The following is a 19,710-nucleotide window of genomic DNA, read 5'->3' as shown; positions in this document are numbered from 1 at the left end:
CGTCAGGAGAAAAGGGGTTGAGTCTCAGAGGTGCTCGACCACGACCGCGGCACGTGTTCCACCGTCATTGGAGAGGTGAAGCACCGCTCGCGTGCCGGGCACGTACCCACGCGCCATGGCATCGGTGAGATAAGCGAGCGAGAGCGGGCCAATGGCTGCGCCGGTCTCGCCGATGCAGTCGGCTAGGTGGAGCAGTGGAAAGTGGCCCCCGCGGTGGTCCAGCAGGCGGGTGTTGGCCATGGCGGCCTCCCGGAACAGGAGGGGCTCACCACTGACGTCCGCCATGCGGAAGTGGAGGTCGTTCATCTGGTAGCCGCTCGCGGCGAGCGCCTCGCGCAGTGCGCTCGTGAGGCCGAGGGCCCGCACGGGCTCGTCGTTGTCGATGGTTGCGGTCTCCTCGGCGGAGCCGATTCCCAGCACGTGAAGACCCTTCTGCCCTGGTGATTCCAGGCCTAGGAGCAGTGCGCCTGCTGCCTCTCCAGGGATGAAGCCTTCGCTGATCTCCTCGGTCAGGAGCCGGCGTTTGCGGAGCAGATGGGTGATGGTCTCCGCGTTGAGGTAGCTGTCCACGCCAGCCACCACGACTTGATGGGCGCGCCCGCCAGTGGTCAACAACGTGTGCGCCTCGCGCAGGGCGGTGGCGAGCCCCGCGCGCCCGGACGGGAGGACACGAGACTCGGCGGAGAGTGCCGTCCCCGTGACCTTCTCGAAGGTCGTCATGCAGGCCCTGGCCCACGCTTCGTTGTACCCTGGGCGTCCCTGCTCCGCGACCAACATCAGCAGTGCGGTGGACTTGGGGTTGAAGTCTGGAGCACCCCCCACACAATCCGTCAGGGCGGCCTCGAAGATCGTCGCGATGCGCCGCGGCCCCCAGAGGTCTCCCAATGGGAGCCGGGAGACGACGAGCGGCTCGGCTTGCTCGTCAACGAATTCCGACTCCAGGAAGCGATTAAGTCGGGCTCGGATCGCCGCGCGCGCGGTGCGGCCAGAGAAGCCCACCGGACAGCACATCCCTGAGCCGATGACGCGGAGGCGTGGCTTCACGGCTCGACCTCCAGCCCATCCGTGAAGGCTGGCGAGGCAGACTCATCCTCCGTGTCCTCACCGGGGTCGTTGTCGCTGTCGCCGCCGCAGCCGCAGTCTCCTGTGCCGAGCACCTTGGATTTCCACCACCGTTTGCACACCGGGCCCGCCGCGACGATGCTGACGCCGAAGAGGCCGCGGCGATCGAGCGGGAGCGCCGTGCGATAGACCATCGTGAAGCGCTGGGCCTCTGGCTCGATGAACAGGGTATCCACGACGGGGGGCAGCTCGATGGCGCGGTGCGAGGTGTAGAGGAGCTTCAGCGCCAGGTCTGGTCGTGGCAGCTTGAACGTGACGAGCGGCTTGCCGGGCACGAGGTTTCGCAGCGCTACCTCCTCGCCTCCCTGGACGAAGTCCATCTGTTGATCCGCTGGCACGGATTGGAAGAAGGCTTCGTTGAAATCATCGGGCAGGAGCGGGAAGACGTCTGCCCGCCAGCGTGCGTCATAGGTGCCGGCGTAATCCTTTCGCGGGTGCCAATGGCGGCCGATGGGACCGAAAGCGAGTGGCTGGACCTGGTCGTTCGGTGAGCTGAGCCGGTGGTTGGCGTTCTCGGTGTTCGGCAGTGGCATCTGATCGACGAGGTCCGCACGGGGATCGGAACAGAAGCCTCTGCCAATGGGATTGGCCAGATAGGTGTCTTGTTCGTCCGCGGAGCGGTGCCGAGGGCTCCCCCCGAATGCGCGGCCGTAGTGTATCGGCATGGAGGTGAACGGCTGGGGTCTGCTCATGGAGACGCGCGAGGCGCCTCGTTGCCACGTCCGGTCGCCGATGACGAGGAACTGCTTGGCGAGCGAACCGACGCGGATGGCCACGTCGAGCTCGGTGACGGGCCTGCCGTCCGGTGCATGGGCCGTCGCGTCCACGATGACATCACACCGCTTCTTGGCCAACGCGAGATCCGCCTCGTAGAGCGGTGCGGAGAGGCCGGGCTCACCTACGAAGGCATCGGTATGGGAGATGGGATGGGACTCCTCCGCGAGCTCGGGAGGGTGACCGCTGTCGCCGAAGCGGTAGGTCGCTTTCGCGACCAGCAGGAGGTGTTCCCGGCCACTCTTGTCGAGTGCCGTCGTCACTTCCATGGGGAGGCGGGATTTATTGACGAGTTCCATGGCGAAACTGGAGAGGTCCTTCAGTCATCGAGGAGGAGGCCCAGCGCTGCATCAGAGGAGTGGGCGGAGCACGTCGATTTCTGTAGCCGCCAGAGCACGCAGGGCCGCGAGTGCTTTGTATTGCCGCCAGGTGGGAGCGCGTGTTTGAAGAAGTGGGCCGGGCTTCGCGGAGCTACGGAGCTGGAGATCCAGGAGCAGGGCCGGGCGGCGGCGCATCGGTCCATGAGCGAGCGCCGCGTACACTCCCGCGAGCGAGCGCGGCTCACCCATGAGATAGCGTTGACCCGGGGTGAACTTCTCGCGGTGCCGCATCCACCAATGCCGCACCTTCACCGGGTCCGGGCGAGGCAAGTCATCCTCCGCCGTGTGGTCGAGCGGCTCGTCTTCCTCGGGGGGCGGCGCCACCAAGTGTGCTTCCACGAGGTTGACGCCTGTCACCACCGAGAAGACTTCCCCCGCGAGGTGCCCGGACTGTTTGTCATTGATCAGCTCGAGACTCGTATCCACGGCCTCGGGCGTTCCCACGAAGCCAAGCGCCCAGAGGGCCGCTGGCCGATGCGCGGCATGGGCGAGCGCGGCTTTCAGTGCCGCATGCTCAGCAGGCCCTCCACCGAGCGCGAGCAGTAGCATCGCCATCTTGTCCGCGTCCGCAGCGCGTGCCCGCACACGCTGCCATGCCGCAGGCACGCCGAGCCGGCAGCCCGCCTCCATGGCGGCCGCGGCAACGCGGGGGTTTTCATCCACCAGACCCGCTTGCAGCGCGGCCATGTACCGTGCCGGGGCTGGCTCATGCGGCAGCGCCTGGAGGGCGAGTGCCCGCGCCGCCACCGGGGAGTCGCTCGCCAGCAACACCGGAAGGGTCGTACCCAGTGGTTCATGGTGGAAGGCTAGGACCTCGGCCGCTGCGGCGACAACGTCCAGATCCAGCTCCGCGAGTAGTCCGCGCAGGCGCCCCAGGAGGTCGGGCCGCTCCGCGCAGGTCAGGGCTCGCGTCAGCGGCCCGCGTTGTTTGGGCCGCGTGCGCAGTGCCGTCATCACGACCTCGACACCCGCTTCCCCGGGGCTCTGCAGCAGCGCCAAGGCCGCCGCGCTCACACGGTGTGGCTCGCCATGTTCGAGCGCTGGGAACAACAGTCGGCGCGCGGCCTCTGGCCCATTGGCAACGAGTCCATCGACGTGCGCCAGCAACCGCTCCTCGGACTCCTTCGCCACGTCATCGAGGGTGTAGTCCGGCGCGAGGAGGCTGTGCTCCCACACCCCCCACAGGAACTCGGCCTCGTCCAGGTGCCGTTCGATCAAATCCCAAAACAGCAGATGTGGTGAGGTTGGCATGGCTCAATTGATCTGGACGGAGCCGCCCTTGATCCTGTTCATGCCCTTGGCGCGAGTTTCGACATAGGCTCCACGGATGACGAGCTTGCCGTCCTTGCGCAGGGAGATGGATGCATCGCCGCAGCGCAGTTCGATTTCTTCCTCGCCTGTCAGGACGATTCGTTCGCCATCCACCCGGGCCTCTTGCGAGCCCGGAGGTTGCACCAGTCCGGCGATGAGCGGGAGCGTGGGATCTCCATTCTCGAAGAGCAACGCCGCCGGGCAGCGCGACGCTGCGGCCCTGCGCAGCGCCTCGATGCTGACGCCGATGAGCAGCCGGGCTGGTACAGGACCCCCCGGGTTGCCGGGAAAGTCGACGAGGACGCCCCGGTCTGGCTCATAGGCAGTGATACAACCGAGGACCGTGGAGGGAAGAGCTGGCGCGGAGCTCGACGGCGCAAGCTTGAGCGATGGGTTGCGTGCGGCCATGATTCTGCTCCCGTGGTGTGTGCGATTGCGCGTGGCGTACTTAACAGAGATAGATAGACTGCCACAGCACCATGTGGGAGAAAAATTCCTGTCATTGGCGTGAGCGTTCGCCGGTGGCCAGGGCAGGCATCTGTGCGGCCACAAGTCGCCGGGCCGCGATTTCCGGACACGGCCGGAGGGCAGGCAGGCGGGCCTGTAGCACCTACCGTCCCGCTGTCACCTGTCCACCGCCGCACACCGCAACCCACCGGACGCAGGGGCTCGCCTTGGCACGCCGCTTTCATGAGAAGGGCGTTCCTGAGGGGGGAGGGTGGGCATGGAGATTGCGCGAGTCGCGCTTCGCCGGCGTGGGAAGGGGTGGGGGGTGGAGGTGACCCTCGAGGGGGGTGGTGTGCGGCGCTATCGTTATGGGAGCGAGGCGCAGGCGCGCTACTTCGCCGCGGTGTTCGAGCTGGGACCGAGCTGGTTGCCACCGGTGTCGCGGCGGAGGCGGCGCTCCCGGGCCGGGGCCCCCTCCGCCGGGCGGGCGGCGAGCGGGCCCACGTAGGCCCCGGGGGTCCGGGCATCTCCCGGGCCTTCGTGGGGGTTCCGGAGAGGCCGCGCACCTGCTAGGAGTCACGCCTCATGAGCAAGAGCAACTACACCCCCCGCCCGAACCGCGAGCCCATCACCCGTGAGACGGATCCAGCCGGCCGCTGGTCCGCGAAGTTCCCGGAGATGATTGGTTACAAGAACCAGGGCGGCGGCAAGGTGCCCGCGGACTACGGGTGGAACACCAACCCGAAGCAGTGGCAGGAGGAGATGACGCCCGACACCCTCGCCACCGAGTACCGCAACCTGGTGGTTCCGCGCCTCCCGGTGCCGGCCGCCGCCGCGCTGCCCGAGGGCGCCAAGGCCGAGTCCAAGTAGTCTCCCGCCCGCCTCAGGTGAAGGGCAGGGCCGCGAGACGCTCCCGGAACACCTCCAGCGTCTCGCGCAGCTCCGCTTCATCGAAGGACTGCTCCAGGCTCACGCGCACCTTGCGCAGGAAGGCGTCGAACACCGGCGCCCGGCCGTAGAGCGCTCCCGCGACCTCCACCGCCTCGCGTATCACCCGCTCGGCGCCCGGTGAGTTGAGGAACAGGTGCATGGAGGCCTGCTCCAGCCGGGCCCCGCACGCCGCCCACACCGCCCGGTCGTGCGCCGTCAGCGTGCGCTGCGTCAGCTCCGCGCCCACCCGTCCCAGCTCTCCGAGGAAGGGCTCCACCAGCGTCCACAGCTCCTCCGCGGTCAGCTCCGGCAGCGAGGCCAGCGCACGCAGCCGCTCGCGCAGCTCCACCACCAGGCGCTTGTCGCGCGTCTTCATCGTCAGCGAGGCGTTCATCCCCGCGAAGGCCGCCAGCATCTCCTCCAGCCGCCGCGCCAGCCCCGGCCCCTCCTTGGGGAGCATGGCCGCCGCCCGCTCCAGCCGGGACTGCAGCGAGCGCCGCAGCTCCGCCACCGCGCCGCGCAGCACCGCCGCCGCCGCCACCTGTCCCTGGTAGCCCGGCACCACGTCCTCGCGCCGCACGTCCGCGAAGGCCGCCGCCGTGAGGTACACGAGGTCCCCCATCTGCGCGCGGAAGTCCGCGCGGAACGACTGCAGCTCCGCCATCAGCGCCCACCGGTCGCTCACCACCTCGGGCCGCCGCACCCGCTGGCCCAGGTCCGCCACGCGCCGGGAGAGCCGCCCCGCGCACGCGCCCAGCACCATCTCCACCTCCCATGACAGCCGCTCGTCCACGCCCGGCGGTGGGGGCTGCCACGCGCCCTCGCGCGCGGCCTCCTTCGACGACGGGAAGGCCTCGTGGATGGCCGACACCAGGGCGTTCACGTCCACCACCGTGTCCCGGATGGCCGGGGCCATCGTCTCCCACAGCGACAGGTCCGCCCCCTCGCTCTCCTCGAGGGTGGTGGGCTCGTACTTGACGATGTTGAGGTGCCCCAGCCGATCAATGGCCAGCGCCGCGGCCCGGTACACGCGCTCCAGCCGCGAGGCCAGCTCCCGGTGGGTGAGATCCTCCAGCAGCGTCTTCAGCCGGGGCGGCAGCGTGTCCTGAGGCGCGCGGGGCTTCTTCTCCGGAGTCGGCATGCCCGCAGGCTAAGCCATCCCACGGGCCTTGTGGACTATCGCGTCCGCCAGCGTCTCCACCGCCCGGGGCCCGCCCTGCCTCAGGAAGAGGTTGGGCTCGGTGACTTCCAGCTCCATCAGCAGCAGTCCCCCGTGCTCGTCCCGCGCCACGTCCACCCGGGCGTAGAGCAGCTCGAAGCCGGTGGCGGCGAGCACCCGGCGGGCGAAGGCGCGCTCGTCCTCGGAGGACGGGGCGGGCTCGGCGGCGGTGGCGTCGTAGCCCGGGTTGCCCGAGAGGGCGGGTGGGCGCTTGATGGCGTGGGTGTGCTCGCCGCCCAGGAAGAGGATGGAGCGCTCCCCATGGCCCTCCACCGAGGGCAGGTAGGGCTGCACCATCATGTCCTTGTGCGGGAGCACCCGCTCCACCAGGGCCTGGGCGGCGGGGAGGTCCTCGGGCCGGCGGACGCGCAGCGTGTCCCGGGCGCCCGCGGACACCGCGGGCTTCACCACCGCGTCACTCCAACCGTGCGTCGCGAGCAGCGTCTTCACGTCCGCTCGCGAGCCGCGCTCCATCCAGGCGGTGGGCACGGTGGCGATGCCGCGCGCCGCGAGCTCGCGCAGGTAGCCCTTGTGTGTGTTCCAGCGGAGCACCTCGGGCGGATTCCACAGCGGGCAGCGCGCACCGGCGCGCCCGGCCCAGGCGACGAACTCGTCCCGGCGCGCGTCCGAGTCCCAGGCGGTGCGGATGAGCGCGAGCCGGAAGCGGCTCCAATCCACGGCCGGGTCATCCCAGATGACCGGCCCGGCCTTCAGGCCCCGGGCGGCGAGTGCCCGGGCGAGCAGATGCTCGTCGGGCAGGCACTCGGGGAGGGTGGGCGCGGTGACGAGCGCGATGTCGTAGGTGTTCTCGTTCACGGACATGGCCGCGGGAGATACCTCAACTCCGGGCGGCGGCGATGACCGTGCCGAGCCGGCGCATGCCTTCCTCGATGAGCTCCGGCGGACGGTTGGAGAAGTTCAACCGCATGAACTCCAGGCGCGGCTCACCGGCGAAGAAGGTGGCGCCGGGCACGAAGGCGACGCGCTTCTCGAGCGCCTGCGGGAAGAGGGCATCCGCGCTCATGCCCCGCGGCAGCTCCACCCACACGAACATGCCACCATCCGGCTCCGTCCACCGGGTGCCCTCGGGCATGTGCTTCTCCAGCGAGGTGAGCATCACCTGGCACCGCTCGCCGTAGACGGTGCGCAGCTTCTCCAGGTTGGCGTTGTAGTCGAAGCGCGACAGGAGCCGCGCCGTGGCGCGCTGCGCGACGGTGGCGGTGTGCAGGTCCGCCGACTGCTTGACGACGGTGAGCGCGCGGATGAGCTCGCGCGGGCCCACGGCCCAGCCGATGCGCAGTCCGGGGGCCAGCGTCTTGGAGAACGTGCCCAGGTTGATGACCACGCCCTCGGTGTCGAGCGAGGCCAGCGACGGCAGGTGCTCGCCCCGGAAGCGCAGCTCGCCGTAGGGGTTGTCCTCGAGGATGAGGATGCGGTGGCGCTGGGCGAAGCGGATCAGCGCGTGCCGGCGCTCCAGCGACAGGGTGGTGCCCTTGGGATTCTGGAAGTTGGGGACCAGGTAGATGAGCTTGGGCTTGCGGGCGACGCTGTGCAGCTGCGCCTCCAGCTCGTCCACGCGCATGCCGTCCTTGTCGCTGCCCACGACGGAGTAGGAGACCTCGTAGCCGCTGAACGCCTGCAGCGCGGCGAGGTAGCTGGGATTCTCCACCACCACCACGTCACCCGGGTCCAGCATCACCTTGGCCACCAGGTCGATGCCCTGCTGCGAGCCGCTGGTGATGAGCACCTGGTCCGTCGCCGCGTGGATGCCCTGGCCGCCCAGGTGCGAGCAGATCCACTCGCGCAGCGGTCCGTAGCCCTCGGTGGTGCTGTACTGGAGCGCGGCGGGGCCCTCCTCGGCGAACACCTCGGCGTGCGCCTGGGCGATGGCCTCCACCGGGAAGAGCTCGGGCGCCGGCAGCCCGCCCGCGAAGGAGAGCACGTCCGGGCGCTCGGCCACCTTGAGGATCTCCCGGACGGCGGAGGGCTTGATCCGCGACATGCGCTGGGCGAGCGTCAACGGCGGAGGAGCGGGGATATGGATGGCCGCGGTCATGGTCAGGCTCCTTTCAGCTCTTCAGAGGAGACGTGGATGTACGTCTCTTCCTTGATGGACGTCAGAACGATGGTGGTGTGCGTGCGCGTGACGCCGGAGATGGTCCGCAGCGTCTCCACGAGCAGCGAGTCGAGGGTGCGCGTGTTCCGGGTGCGCACCTTGAGGATGTACGAGTCCTGTCCGGCGACGCGGTGCGCCTCGAGCACCTCGGGCATGGCCAGCACCTTGCGGGCGAACCCCTCGAAGTACTTGGGGTGCTCGATGCTCACGCCGATGAAGGCGGTGATGTCCTTGCCCAGCTTCGACGCGTCCACGCGCGCCGTGTAGCCGGTGATGACCCCTCGCTCCTCCAGCTTGCGGATGCGCTCGGCCACCGCCGGCTGGGACAGACCCACCGAGCGGGAGAGCTCCAGCTGCGTGGCTCGCCCATCGCGCTGCAGCAGATCGACGAGGCGGTGGTCCAGTTCATCCATGGCGAGGGTAACGACCTTATTTTTATAAGTCCCAGTGACTTGGTGCCTATAAGATATATGTCTCTCAGAGGGGGTGCAAGAGGGCAGCAGGCGTGCAGGCGAGCCCCTTCCGTTCGAGGAGCCCGCCCGTCACGAACGCGGGGGCTCCCCTCTGTTGGCAATGCACGTCTCGCGCCCGTGGGCCCCGAGGAGCGCAGCCATGGATTCCGCCTTCCGTCAGCAGTTCCTGGGACTCGATCTGACGCTGGCCCGCCGCTTCGCCACCGTCGAGTCACGGCCGTGGGGATTCTTCGTCCACGAGGTGGGAAATCCCGGCCACTGGGATGCGAACACCGCGCGCTGGCTGCGAGCGGAGGAGCCGGAGGCCGCCATCGACGAGGTGGTGGCGCTCTACCGGGCGCGAGGGCTGGTGCCGCGGGTGCGGGTGGATGACCTGAGCGCCCCGGGCGACGTGGTGGAGCGGTTGGTGGCGCGAGGCTTCCAGAAGGACTCGCAGGGGATGCGCCTCATGCACTGGGCGCCGAGCGCTTCCCGGCCGCTTCCGGTGTTGTTCTCGGGCGTGACGCTGGAGGTGGCGGGCCCGGAGATGATCGCGTCCCTGGTGGAGGTTCAAGCGGGGGCCGATGGGTGGGAAGGACGCGACTGGCGGGTGCGCTACCTGGAGCGGTTGGTGTCCAGTCCCACGTCGCACTACTACCTCGCCCGCGTGGACGGCGTGCCCGCGGCGATGGCGGCCCTGCATGAGGGAGAGGGCTGCGCGCTGGTGCAGGAGGTGGCGACGCGCCCCAGGTATCGCCGGCGCGGCCTGGCGACGGCGTTGATGACGTGGCTGCAGCGCAGGGCCACGGTGCCGCTCTTCCTCCAGGTGTCCAACCCCGAGGCGGAGCGCATCTACGCGCGTGCGGGCTTCCGCGTGTGGGGCGAGCTCGAGCAGGTGACGTGCGTGCTGCCCGGGCCCTGATGCAAGTGCTGGCGCGGCGCGGGGTTCAACCCTCGTAGCAGAGGCCGATCTCGCGCACTTCGACGGTCGACCACTCGGCGGCGGGGCAGTCGCTCGCGATGGCGAGTGCTTCCTCGCGGGTGTTGCAATCGATGAGGAAGAAGCCCCCGACGATCTCCTTGGATTCGGTGAACGGGCCATCGCTGAAGGTGCGCTTGCCGCCGCGAACCTCGATGCGCACCCCCTCGGCATCCGGCTTGAGCGAGTCGCTGGCCTTCAACAAACCACGGGCCTTGAGGTCCTCGCCGAAGCGCATCATCCGCTCCATCTCGCGACGCCCCTGCTCGGGCGACCGCTTCCGCTTCCGCTCTCCAGGCTCCATGATCAACAGCATGTACGCCATCCCGTGCTCCCTCCGGGGCTCAGCGGCCCGCGAGACCGAGGGGAAACACCATCTCCCCGGCCCGCGGTCAAGCCCGGGCTTGCCTACCGGGACAGCTGGCAGGAGGAACGCAGCGGCTCCACGGTGACCCGCTCCGCCGGGCCCGTGAGGTCCTCGAGGGTGACGAGATAGCCCTCGCCCCAGGACAGGCACACCGTGGTCCGCAGCTTCCGGGTGCTGCCCTGCACCTCGCCTTGCAGGGGCAGGCTGGCCAGCTCGCCCGAGGCCAGCACGGTGACGTACAGCGCCCGCGCCGCCGTGCGCCGGTAGCGCAGTGCGTAGTTGGGGACCTTGCTCTCGAAGCGCTCGGAGTACCACCCATCCATGGGCGTGGTGCTTCCCCGGCGCCAGCGGAGCCCCAGGCCGGGAGTGGGCAGCAACTGGTGCACGGAGAGCAGCGTCCGGCCCGAGCCGCTCTCGATGGCCTTCGCCCGCAGGCCCTCCACCTGGAGCTCCGCGCCGGGCAGCAGGTGCCAGGTCTGCTCGTAGAGGTGGGGGGTGGCGCTGCTCAGGTCATCCACGATGAGCACCAGGTCCTTCCTCAGCAACAGCACCGCGCGCCGGTGCAGGACGCCGTCGTAGAGCTCGTGCGCGCCCGACTGGTAGGCCCAGCCGCCCGCGCTCGTGGTCAGCCCGGCCCGGGCCGAGCCCTCGCGCTGGTCCCGCTCGTCCACCACCACGGTGTTGTGGGCCCGGGTGCCGTGGAAGTAGTCGAAGTCGGGTCCGGGCTCGGGGGAGAAGTGCCCCGAGTCCGGCAGCAGCGTCTTGCCCGCCGAGTAGAGCTGCAACGCGAGCGCATCCAGGTGGCTGTGGCTGGTGCGGTAGGGGCCCACGTCGAACGTCACGTGCGTCTGCTGGAGGAAGTCCGCCGCCGTGCCGAAGCTGGAGCGCAGCACCGCCTGTCCCGAGGAGGGGAAGAGGATGGAGGTCTGCGTGGGCGGTGTGCCTGACTGGCCGGCCCTGAGCACGTACTCGAAGGAGGGGTCCAGCGCGGCCATCTCCGCGTAGCGGGGCGTGTCCTGGGACTTGCGCACGTTGCGCATCACGCTGGTGCCCAGCATCGCGATGTTTCCGTCGGGCAGGACGATGTACGTGGCATAGCGGAGCATCTGCTGGATGCGGGACTCCGCCGTGGGGGAGAGCGCGATGCCGTTCTCGTGGGCCCAGCGGTAGATCTCCCAGAAGCCCGTCAGGAAATAGAAGTGGTAGAAGGGTGATTGCTCCACCTCCACCCCGTCCTCGTCGAGCACCCGCGCGAGCAGCCCATCCAGCCGTGTGAGGGCCGTGGCGCGCCAGGTGGAGGCGGGCGCGAGCTCCGGGAAGTTCTCCGCGATGAGCAGCAGCGCTCCGGCCTGGGCGAGGCCATGGTTGTAATTGGACTCGAAGTTCCTCGGGTCGAAGAGGAAATGGCCCACCTCGAGGATGCGGTCGCGCAAGCCGCGCTCCAGGGCGGGCGTGAGTGCTCCGCGCGACTTCAGCTTCACGTAGAGGTTGACGAGCGACATGCCCCGGAAGGCGGTGGTGTGTTTGTCCCAGGCGTACGAGGAGTCATGCCCGTGCGCGACGAAGCTCTCCAGCACCGCGGTGAGCCGGTTCCGGTAGCGGACGTCTCCGGTGTCGAGCCAGGCCCGCTCCAGGTGGCGCAGGGGGCGCAGGCCGTAGAACTCGAAGCGCCAGTACTTCTCGTTGAAGGGGTTCTCCGTCCACGTGGGCGAGGGGGGCAGCTCCACGGCCGGAAAGCGTGTCACCGGCCAGCGATTGAGCAGCAGGAGATCGGCGCTCTTCCGGTCCCCTTCGTCCAGGAAGCGGTACATGACCTCCCGCCCGGGCCTGCTCGCCGATGGGCTGGAAGCCAGACAGACCGTGCTCCCCAGCAGGAGTACCACCACGGCCGCGAGGTCTCTCCAGGCGCGTGTCATGCGCCAAAGGTTCATCGTGGCGCGTGGATGACAATGCGCCCTCGGGGGCAGTGGTGGTTTCCGCCCACGGGCCTGGGCGGCAGGCGCGTCCGGGCACCTGCCCGTGCGGATTCCACGGCCATCGGCGTAGGATGCCGGGTTGGGGAGAGCTGATGAACATCCGTATCAATCGCCGGGTCGCCCTCGGCATCGCCGCGGTGCTCGCCGTGGGGCTCGTGAGGTGGGCCACCTCGGACGTGTGCGTGTCCGCGTGGGCCTTCCAGGGGGTGAAGGTGTACCGCTGTCCGGACGGAGACTTCCGGCAGACGCTGGGCCTGCGCGCCGAGGGGCTCGCCCGGGAGGCCACGGGCACCGTCCAGGTGTCGGCCGAGGCCCACGGCGTCACCGGGGAGGCCTGGGTGCGGCTGAATGCCCCGGTGCGGCGCCTGGAGGCCTCGCTCTTCCTCGTGGACGCCGGGGGCAAGGAGTCTCCCCTCGCTCCCGAGAAGGGCTGGGAGCAGCGGGACTCCGACTTCGCCCTGAGCGCCCGGGTGAAGCTGCCCGCACTGCCGGATGGGGACTACACGCTGCGCGCCCGCGTCACCACGCCGCTCGGCACCGGCACCGTGGACGCGCCGCTGGCCCTCTACGCTCCCGCCCGCGTCCACGTCCTCACCGACCGGCCCCTCTACGAGCCCGGCCACCAGGTCCGCTTCCGCGCGGTGGTGCTGCGCGCCAGGGACCTCGCGCCCATCGACGGACGCCCGGGCACGTGGTTCGTCACCGACCCCTCCGGCGAGGTGGTGCTGGAGCAGCGCATGCCCGCGGGCCCGTGGGGCGTGGTGTCCGGGGACTTCCCGCTCGACCGCGGCGCGCCCACCGGCACCTGGACGGCGCGCTGGACGAGCGGAGAGGCCTCGGGCGAGGCCTCCTTCCAGGTGAAGCCCTTCACCCTGCCGCGCTTCCGCGTGGAGGCCGTCAGCACCAGGCCCTTCTGGCGCGTGGGCGAGTCCCCCGTCGTCGAGGGCCGCGTCGTCTACAGCTCGGGCGCGCCGGTGGCGGACGCGGCCGTGGACGTCTCCTGGAATGCCTCGGGCCGGTGGCCCGCGCCCCTCGAGTGGCTCGACGCGAAGGCGAAGGACGCGCTGCCCCGGAAGGCGCGCACGGATGGCTCGGGACGCTTCCGGCTCACCCTGCCGCGCGTGCCGTATGACCTGCGCGGCCAGGCGACCCTCTCCGCTTGGCTGTCCGCCACGGACCCCGCGGGAGACCAGGTGCAGGGCGGTGCTTCCGTGCTGCTCGCCGAGGACGCGCTCGCCGTGTCGGCCGTGACGGAGCTGTCGGACGGGCTGGCGGATGGCTACAGCAACCGCGTCTACCTGCGCGCCACCACCGCGGACGGCCGGCTGCTGCCCGGCGCGGAGCTCACCGTGAAGCGCGCGTGGGACCCGCGGGACGAGGGCGTGCGCGCGGTGACGGACGAGGACGGCGTGGCCTCCTTCCAGCTCGACCCGGGCCCGCCCGTCAACGTCCTCCTTCCCGCCATGCCGGTGCGCCGCCCGCCTCCGCCGCCTCCGGTGCGGTTGGGCTCGGTGCGGGAGCTCCTCTCGCAGGACGGCTCGCCCGCGCTGGAGGACCAGCTCGCCCTGGAGCGGTGGCTGGAGTCCCTGCGCCCCTGTGCGCGCTTCGTGTCTCCCGACGCGGGTACCACCCAGGTGACGCTGGGCGTGCGCGTGGCCGCGGGGGGCTCGGTGGTGGACGTGGTGCCGGATGGCTCGCCGCTGGGCTCCTGCCTCGCCTCGGTGGTGCGTGGGCGCTCGCTGCCGCCCGGCCGTGAGCGGATGCTGGGGCTCACCCTGGCGGTGCTCGACCCGGGCCTGCCCTCGCTCACGTTCGAGGTGCTCGACGTCGCCGGTGCCAGCGAGGAGTTGGAGGAGGCGCTGCACGCCGCGGCGCTCGATGCGCGCGAGTGCCTGCCCGCGAACCTGTCGCTGTCCGCGGCGCTGCCGGCCGTGCTCACCTGGCGCACCCGCCCGAAGCAGCGCGAGGTGGAGGTGGGCTGGTCGTCCCTGCCGCGGGAGGAGGACATGCTGCCCTCCGCCCACCTGTCCTGCATCCAGTCCCGCTTCTCCCGGTTGGTGCTGAGCACCGAGCCCGGGAGTGCCATGGGCGTGGTGCGCTTCACCGCCGAGCCCGCGGGGAGCGGCTCCGACGAAGAGGTGGCCCAGGAGACGACGCTGCTCGGCTACGAGCTGGTGGTGAGCGCGAAGGCGGGCAAGGAGGAGCTGGGCTCGACGAAGTGGGTGGTGCACCCGGCGGGGTTGCCGCCCGCGCGTTTGCGGGCCACGCCGGTGCTGGCGCGGGTGGGGGACGAGGTGCGCATCGAGCTGCTGCGCGGCCCGGACTTCAACGGGAAGCTGCCCGAGGAGCTCCTCCTCATGGCCGGGGAGAAGGAGCTGAAGGCGAAGGTGGAGAACAAGGCGGCGCGCTTCCGGCTGCCCGAGGACTTCGAGGGCTGGGCCGAGGCGAGCTGGGCGGGTGCGGTGGCGCGGGTGTACGTGGCGCCGCGCGCGCAGCTGGCGCTCGAGGTGGCGCCGGACAAGACGGCCTACGCGCCCGGCGAGCTGGCGCACCTCCAGGTGCACACGCGGGTGGACGGCAAGGACGGCCCGGCGGCGGTGGGCCTCTTCGGCGTGGACGAGAGCCTGTCTCAGCTGGTGCCGCTGCCGGGGACGGGGGCGCTGGACGGCATGCGCCCGGCGCCCACGGTGGCCTCGCCGGCCTTCGACGTGCTGGACGGGACGGCGCTCGCCATGGGCCGCATCCGGGGGGCCAACGCGGCCGCGGCCACGCTGCTGCGGGTGTCGGGCGTGCCGAAGCGGGAGGACGGTGAGCGGCGGCTGTCGCTCCAGGTGTCCACTCCCTTCGAGCCGGACGTGGAGCTGACCGAGCCCTTCTACCGGGTGCTGTCGGAGCTGACGGTGCAGGCGCGCGCCTGGGAGGAGTCGGCGCCCCAGGGCGAGACGCTCTCTCCGGCGGGGATGGCGAAGCTGTGGGAGAAGGCGCTCGAGGCCTGTGAGAAGCGCGGCGAGGCGGTGACGGACGCCTACGGCCGCCGGTTGAAGCTGTCGCGGCTGCCGCCGGAGCTGCTGGCCCTCACCGACCCGAGGGCGGTGGTGGTGAACGGCACGCGGCTGCCCGAGGACGTCGAGAACTGGGGCGCGTGGGTCGCCCGGGAGGCGCCATGAAGCGCTACTTCGTATTGGGTGGGGTGTGCCTCGTCGCGGGCTTCGCGCTGAACACGTGCGTGCGGGGCCTGGCGCGCTACGAGGCCCCTTCCGCGGCCGCATTGGCGGGCGATGACCGGATGCTCGCGAAGAAGAGCCTCCAGACCTTCGGCCAGAATGAAGCGGACGAGATGGAGGAGGCGGCGGCGCCGATGGCACCCCCTCCCGCCCAGTCCGTGGGCCGGGTGGTCGGGGGCGGCAAGGGAGGAGGCGGGAAGGATTTCGCGATGAAGAAGGCCGAGGCGCCGGGCGCGCCGCCGCTGCCCGCGTCCGAGCCCGAGGCGCCGGCCACGCCGGGGCGGGCCTGGTTCCCCGAGACGTTCCTCTTCGAGCCGCTGGTGGTGACGGATGCGTCCGGCTCCGCCACGGTGCCGGTGAAGGTGCCGGACCGGCTGACGAACTGGCGGGTGCTGGCGCTGGCGCACTCGCGCTCGGGAGCGCAGGCCGGGGCGGTGAGCAGCTTCGCGGGCACGCTGCCCACCTATGTGGATCCGGTGTTGCCGCCCTTCCTGCGCGCGGGCGACGTGGTGCGCGTGCCGGTGCAGGTGGTGAACACGACGGGCTCGCCGGTGACGCGCCCGCTGAAGGTGGAGGCGCAGGGCGCGGCGGTAGAGGGCGGCTCGCGCACGGTGACGGTTCCGGCGGCGGGCAGCGTGGTGGAGTACGTGACGGTGCGGACGGCGCAGCCGGGGCCGGTGACGCTGCGGGCCTCGCTGGGAGGCACGGACTCGGTGGTGCGCACCTTCGACGTGTGGCCCACGGGCCGGCCGGTGGTGGAGACGCGCGGAGGCACCCTGGCCGCGCCGCGCACCCTGGAGCTGGTGGGCCCCGAGAGCGCGGTGGCCGGCAGCGAGCGGGTGCGGTTGCTCGTCTTCCCGGGGGCGCTGGGCGTGCTGCGCTCGGAGCTGAACGCGGCGTTCGGACGCGGGGGCGCGGCCGAGGATGCCTACGCGCTGCTGCTCGCTGGCCGCGCGCCGGAGCTGCTGAAGTCGCTGGGCGGCACGGCGGATGAGGAGTCGCTGAAGCGCATGGCGGCGCTGGCCGGGCAGCGGGTGCTGCGGGCGGGCCGTGCGCCGGACGTGGCCACGGCGTCGCTGTTGGCGGAGGCGGCGCTGGTGCACCCGGACAACCCGGTGCTGGCGCGGCTGGGCGAGCGCCTGTCGGGACAGGTGGCCTCGGCCCAGCGGCCGGATGGGACGTGCCAGGGCGCGGACGGGTGGACGTTGCAGCGGCTGCTGGTGGCCACGGCGGACTGTGCCCGGGCGGTGCGTGCCGGGACGGGCTCGGACGCGGGACGCCGGAGGGCCTCGGGCTTCGACGCACGCGTGGCGGGTGCCTTCGAGCGCTATGTGACGCGGGTGCAGGACGGCTACACGGCGGCGGCGGTGCTGGCGAGCGGGGGCGTGTCCGGCTCGGTGCGGGACTCGCTGCGCAAGCAGGTGCGGGAGGCCCTCCAGAAGCGGCCGGACGGCTCCGCGTTCCTGCCGGTGGGCCCGGGCGTGGTGCGCGCGGATGGGCTGGTTCCCTCGGAGACGGAGGCCACGGCGCTCGCGGTGCTGGCGCTCGTGGATGACAAGGAGGCGCCCCTGGCGGACCTGGGCACCTCGCTGCTCGCGGACTACCGGCCCGAGCGCGGATGGGGTGATGGGCGTGCCAACCTCGTGGGCCTGAAGGCGGCGCTGGCGCTCTTCAAGGAGCCGCTGCCGTCCCAGGTGAGCGTGGTGCTGGAGCGGGACGGCAAGGTGGTGACGGAGGGCACGTTCGACGCGAAGGCCCTGCGCGAGGTGCTCGCGCTGGAGGGAGCGGCCACGGGCTCGGCGGGCAAGCACACGTGGGCGGTGCGCGCGGAGCCGGCGGTGCCGGGGCTGGGCTTCTCCCTGACGCTGGGGGCCTACGTGCCGTGGCGTGCGAGCGAGACGGGGCGCGGGCTGGAGCTCGCGGTGAAGGGCCCGGCGGAGGTGAAGGTGGGGATGCCGGCCGAGGTGACGGTGCAGGCGGCCTCGCCCGCGGGGATGGCGCTCACTCTGCGCCAGGGATTGCCCGCGGGGGTGCAGGTGGACCGGGCGAGCCTGGATGCGCTGGTGAACGAGGGCAAGGTGACGTCCTACGAGGTGGAGGATGGGGCGGTGAGCCTCACCCTGCCGCCCCGAGGCGCGGCCGAGCCCTTCAGTGCGCGCTTCCGGGTGGTGCCCACGCTGGCGGGCTCACTGCAGGCGGGCGCTTCGAGCCTGACACCGGTGGACCGGCCGGACCTGGTCTTCCACGTGCCTCCGGCCACCTGGGCGGTGCGGTGAGCCCGATTTCCCCTCTCCCTCCGGGAGAGGGACGGGGTGAGGGTATCGAGCTCCCCGGGTTGCCACCGTGTCTGCCCCCTCTCCCTTTGGGAGAGGGCTGGGGTGAGGGTCTTGCCCGGCCCGTATTCACCTGAACTCGGGTACTCGTCCTGCTACCTTCAGATGACCATGCTCAAGGAAGTCAAGCTCACTGACTGGAAGAGCTTCCAGTCAGCCTCGCTCTTCATCGACCCTCTGACCGTGGTCATCGGGCTCAACGCGAGCGGTAAGTCCAATGCGCTCGATGCGCTCGAGTTCCTTCATCGGAGCGCGCGGGGGATGGACTTCGCCACGGCGCTGGGCGGTGACCCGAAGATTTCAGCGGTGCGAGGCGGAACGGAGTGGGCGGCACGTATCGGGACCAAGCGGTTCACGCTGGACGTGCTCGTCGAGGGACCCGAGGCGGGGACTGAGTATCGCTACAGCCTGACCGTCGGCATGGAGGAATCTCATCCCGTCTTGATGGATGAGTCTCTCCATGTTCGGCGGCAGAGCACCGCGGGCAGCGCGCAGTCCGAGGGAAGGCTCTTCGTGACGCAGCCTTACCTTCGAGTATCCATGTTCGAGGAGCTTGTCCTCATCAAGCATGAGGACACCCATGTGGTTGTTCTCGTCCAGCGCTCGAGTTCTGCGCTCAGCCAACTCGCCGTGGGTGGTACGTTGGGGGGCGCGGCGCTTGGGCAGGGCCTCCAGGCCGTCGTCAATGCGCTCCGAGGCATTTTCATCCTCGACCCCGCTCCCTCGCGCATGCGCTCCTACGTGCCGCTCGCGGGCAATCTTCTGAGCGATGGGTCCAATGTCGCGGGGGTCCTTGCTGCTTTGGGCGATGCGGATCGCGAGCAGGTTCGGCGCTCGTTCGAGCAATACCTCTCCCATCTCGCGGAGCGGGAGGCGCTCCACGTATGGGCGGAGACTGTCGGCAAGTTCAAGAAGGACGCGATGCTCTACTGTCGCGAGAGCTGGGTTCCCGACCAGGAGCCCCTGGAGATCGACGCGCGGAGCATGTCCGATGGCACCTTGCGCTTCGTAGCCATCCTGACCGCACTGATGCTCCGCCCGCGGGGGAGCCTTCTCGTCATCGAGGAGGTGGACAATGGTCTTCACCCGTCGCGGGCCCGGCTCCTTCTGGAGATGCTGAAGAAGGTGGCGACGGAGCGTGGCATCGATGTGCTCGTCACCACGCACAACGTCGCGCTCCTGGATGCGCTCGGTGCGGACATGTTGCCCTTCGTCATCGCCGCGCATCGTGACCCGAAGACGGGAGCCAGCCTGCTCACTCCCATCCAGGATTTGCGCGAGCTGCCACGGCTGCTGGCGGTGGCGCCGCTGGGGCGGACGACCGCGCAGGGATTGTTGGAGCAGAGCCTGGCTCGCGAAGCAGAGGAGCCCAGGACATGAGCCGGACGGTGCTCGTCATCGACACCTCCATCCTCTGCATCTGGCTCTCAGTCCCGGGTCGGGAGACGTGTGGTCCTGACGAGGACCGCTGGGACAAAACCCGAGTGGACGCATTCTTCCAGCAGCATCTGGAGGCAGGCGCCACGCTCGTGTTGCCCCTGGCGAGCATCATCGAGACGGGTAACCACATCGCCCAGAACGCGGGGAACCGTTTCGAACTGGGCCAGAAGCTCTGTGAGATCCTGCTTCATGCGGTGGATGGCACGGAGCACTATGCCGCCTTCGCCGAGCAGTCCGTTCTCTGGAGTCCTGCTCAGCTTCGCCAGCTCGCCGGACAGTGGCCTTCGCTCGCGGCCCAGGGCCTCTCATTGGCCGACGCTACCATTCGGGACGTGGCTCATTTCTACGCGGACAGGGGGTTCCACGTCGAATTGCTCACGGGAGACCAGGGCCTCAAGGCTCTGTCGCCACCGCCCCCTCCACCGCTCGTTCCGCGCCGGAACAGGAGCCGGCTCTGAAGAGCTGATGGCCCGTCTGGAACGGGTCTTCCACGTGCCCCCGGCCACCTGGGCGGTGCGCGCCCCCGGTTTCACGAGGACGTAGGTAACCCCGCCCGTGTTCCCCAGACGATGAGAAGCACGTTTTCTTGGAAAATAACGTGCTACAAGTTTTTCTCGTTTAAGTCTGGGTCATGAAGCAC

At 70.3% G+C, this 19,710-nt stretch carries 17 protein-coding genes; 7 read left to right on the top strand and 10 right to left on the bottom strand.

All coding sequences use genetic code 11. The annotated features are described in order from the left end of the window. Positions 1 to 24 precede the first annotated feature (24 nt). From AC16DP_RS19535 to AC16DP_RS19520, 4 genes are read right to left on the bottom strand one after another with little or no spacing between them, the layout of a single operon-like run. Entirely contained in the window at positions 25 to 1,044 is a 1,020-nt protein-coding gene (locus AC16DP_RS19535) for a hypothetical protein (RefSeq protein ID WP_329727441.1), read from the bottom strand. Continuing rightward, positions 1,041 to 2,195, bottom strand: coding sequence for a DUF2169 family type VI secretion system accessory protein (locus AC16DP_RS19530; protein WP_329727442.1), 1,155 nt, complete (start codon positions 2,193 to 2,195; stop codon positions 1,041 to 1,043). Before AC16DP_RS19530 ends, AC16DP_RS19535 begins: the two co-directional genes overlap by 4 nt. Before the next feature lie 51 nt (positions 2,196 to 2,246). Continuing rightward, positions 2,247 to 3,527, bottom strand: a complete 1,281-nt coding sequence (locus tag AC16DP_RS19525; protein ID WP_329727443.1) for a TIGR02270 family protein — start codon at positions 3,525 to 3,527, stop codon at positions 2,247 to 2,249. A 3-nt stretch (positions 3,528 to 3,530) separates the two neighbouring features. Beyond that, complete coding sequence (locus tag AC16DP_RS19520; protein WP_329727444.1) at positions 3,531 to 3,995, bottom strand: DUF6484 domain-containing protein; 465 nt, start codon at positions 3,993 to 3,995, stop codon at positions 3,531 to 3,533. Positions 3,996 to 4,311: 316 nt separating this feature from the next. Between AC16DP_RS19520 and AC16DP_RS19515 the strand changes: the two genes are divergently transcribed. Further along, positions 4,312 to 4,542 (top strand): hypothetical protein, encoded by a 231-nt coding sequence (locus AC16DP_RS19515; protein ID WP_329727445.1) that lies wholly within the window; start codon positions 4,312 to 4,314, stop codon positions 4,540 to 4,542. Positions 4,543 to 4,619: 77 nt separating this feature from the next. Then, entirely contained in the window at positions 4,620 to 4,904 is a 285-nt protein-coding gene (locus AC16DP_RS19510) for a hypothetical protein (RefSeq protein ID WP_329727446.1), read from the top strand. A gap of 13 nt (positions 4,905 to 4,917) precedes the next feature. Here the strand turns inward: AC16DP_RS19510 and AC16DP_RS19505 are convergent, their stop codons facing one another. Genes AC16DP_RS19505 through AC16DP_RS19490 form a run of 4 tightly spaced genes read right to left on the bottom strand, consistent with a single transcriptional unit; the run spans position 4,918 to position 8,712 of the window. Beyond that, on the bottom strand, positions 4,918 to 6,105 hold the full coding sequence (locus AC16DP_RS19505; protein ID WP_329727447.1) for a hypothetical protein: 1,188 nt from the start codon (positions 6,103 to 6,105) through the stop codon (positions 4,918 to 4,920). Positions 6,106 to 6,114: 9 nt separating this feature from the next. Then, complete coding sequence (locus AC16DP_RS19500; protein WP_329727448.1) at positions 6,115 to 7,005, bottom strand: ATP-grasp domain-containing protein; 891 nt, start codon at positions 7,003 to 7,005, stop codon at positions 6,115 to 6,117. A 16-nt stretch (positions 7,006 to 7,021) separates the two neighbouring features. Further along, complete coding sequence (locus tag AC16DP_RS19495; protein ID WP_329727449.1) at positions 7,022 to 8,239, bottom strand: aminotransferase-like domain-containing protein; 1,218 nt, start codon at positions 8,237 to 8,239, stop codon at positions 7,022 to 7,024. A gap of 2 nt (positions 8,240 to 8,241) precedes the next feature. Beyond that, the gene (locus AC16DP_RS19490) at positions 8,242 to 8,712 is read right to left on the bottom strand and encodes an Lrp/AsnC family transcriptional regulator (protein WP_329727450.1); all 471 of its coding nucleotides are present in this window, start codon (positions 8,710 to 8,712) and stop codon (positions 8,242 to 8,244) included. Between the two features lie 199 nt (positions 8,713 to 8,911). Between AC16DP_RS19490 and AC16DP_RS19485 the strand changes: the two genes are divergently transcribed. Next, entirely contained in the window at positions 8,912 to 9,673 is a 762-nt protein-coding gene (locus tag AC16DP_RS19485) for a GNAT family N-acetyltransferase (protein WP_329727451.1), read from the top strand. 25 nt (positions 9,674 to 9,698) lie between these two features. Here AC16DP_RS19485 and AC16DP_RS19480 read toward each other — a convergent pair whose 3' ends face one another. Next, positions 9,699 to 10,055 (bottom strand): YciI family protein, encoded by a 357-nt coding sequence (locus AC16DP_RS19480; protein ID WP_329727452.1) that lies wholly within the window; start codon positions 10,053 to 10,055, stop codon positions 9,699 to 9,701. An 83-nt stretch (positions 10,056 to 10,138) separates the two neighbouring features. Further along, positions 10,139 to 12,013: an alginate lyase family protein gene (locus tag AC16DP_RS19475; RefSeq protein ID WP_483956817.1), complete on the bottom strand. Its 1,875-nt coding sequence runs from the start codon at positions 12,011 to 12,013 to the stop codon at positions 10,139 to 10,141. A 152-nt stretch (positions 12,014 to 12,165) separates the two neighbouring features. Between AC16DP_RS19475 and AC16DP_RS19470 the strand changes: the two genes are divergently transcribed. From AC16DP_RS19470 to AC16DP_RS19455, 4 genes are all read left to right on the top strand, one after another. After that, positions 12,166 to 15,240, top strand: a complete 3,075-nt coding sequence (locus tag AC16DP_RS19470; protein ID WP_329727454.1) for an MG2 domain-containing protein — start codon at positions 12,166 to 12,168, stop codon at positions 15,238 to 15,240. Then, the gene (locus tag AC16DP_RS19465) at positions 15,237 to 17,573 is read left to right on the top strand and encodes an alpha-2-macroglobulin family protein (RefSeq protein WP_329727455.1); all 2,337 of its coding nucleotides are present in this window, start codon (positions 15,237 to 15,239) and stop codon (positions 17,571 to 17,573) included. Before AC16DP_RS19470 ends, AC16DP_RS19465 begins: the two co-directional genes overlap by 4 nt. A gap of 168 nt (positions 17,574 to 17,741) precedes the next feature. After that, on the top strand, positions 17,742 to 19,010 hold the full coding sequence (locus AC16DP_RS19460; RefSeq protein ID WP_329727456.1) for an AAA family ATPase: 1,269 nt from the start codon (positions 17,742 to 17,744) through the stop codon (positions 19,008 to 19,010). Continuing rightward, positions 19,007 to 19,528, top strand: a complete 522-nt coding sequence (locus AC16DP_RS19455) for a hypothetical protein (protein ID WP_329727457.1) — start codon at positions 19,007 to 19,009, stop codon at positions 19,526 to 19,528. The genes AC16DP_RS19460 and AC16DP_RS19455 overlap by 4 nt, the downstream gene beginning before the upstream one ends. The last annotated feature ends 182 nt before the right edge of the window (positions 19,529 to 19,710 follow it).

Source organism: Archangium sp. (assembly GCF_057119385.1).
This window is presented reverse-complemented; position numbering and strand designations above follow the sequence as displayed.